This is a genomic window from Mycobacterium sp. DHQP2018-32-09 (assembly GCF_058148405.1).
The window spans coordinates 1-458 of the sequence record NZ_JBYVYK010000140.1; the positions used below are offsets into that span (position 1 = coordinate 1).

The window sequence follows — 458 nt, forward strand, 5'->3', positions numbered from 1 at the left end:
GTGCCGCCTCCGTTCCACAGGGCTTGATTGGCTGGGTTGGAGCAGTATCCGAAAAAGCAGATGACGTTCTTTACCTTCCGATCACCGAGTGCGCAGGTAATAACACGCGTCCTCTGGGGTTTGCATTTCAGCTAGTTGGGTCTGGTAGCGCCACTGTCCAGTTCACGCTGCAAAATGCAGGTCTGGCTTGTGATCCAGACCCAGCCGTGCAGGCCGCTGTGAAATGGGTAGACGGGCCAACACCTATTACCCTCACCGGAAACGGGCCGATAGTTCAATCGGATATGCCGTTCTCCGCACTAAAGGTAACTTTCGCTTCGAAGGGCACCGAGTTTTACGTCGTATCCAAATAATAAGGAGTGCGTATGAAACCAATCATGCCGCGCTCGTTCAGCAACGCGACTGCACCACGTCAGCGTGCAGTTGCGGACGTGCCTCCGGCAATTGAACCGGAGGAC

The 458-nt window shown here is 55.0% G+C and carries 1 protein-coding gene; it reads left to right on the forward strand.

Annotated elements, in window-relative coordinates; all coding sequences use genetic code 11:
* Positions 1-353: hypothetical protein (locus AC30CM_RS27055; protein ID WP_490119984.1), on the forward strand; the 353-nt coding region annotated here is incomplete at its 5' end.
* Positions 354-458 lie beyond the last annotated feature (105 nt).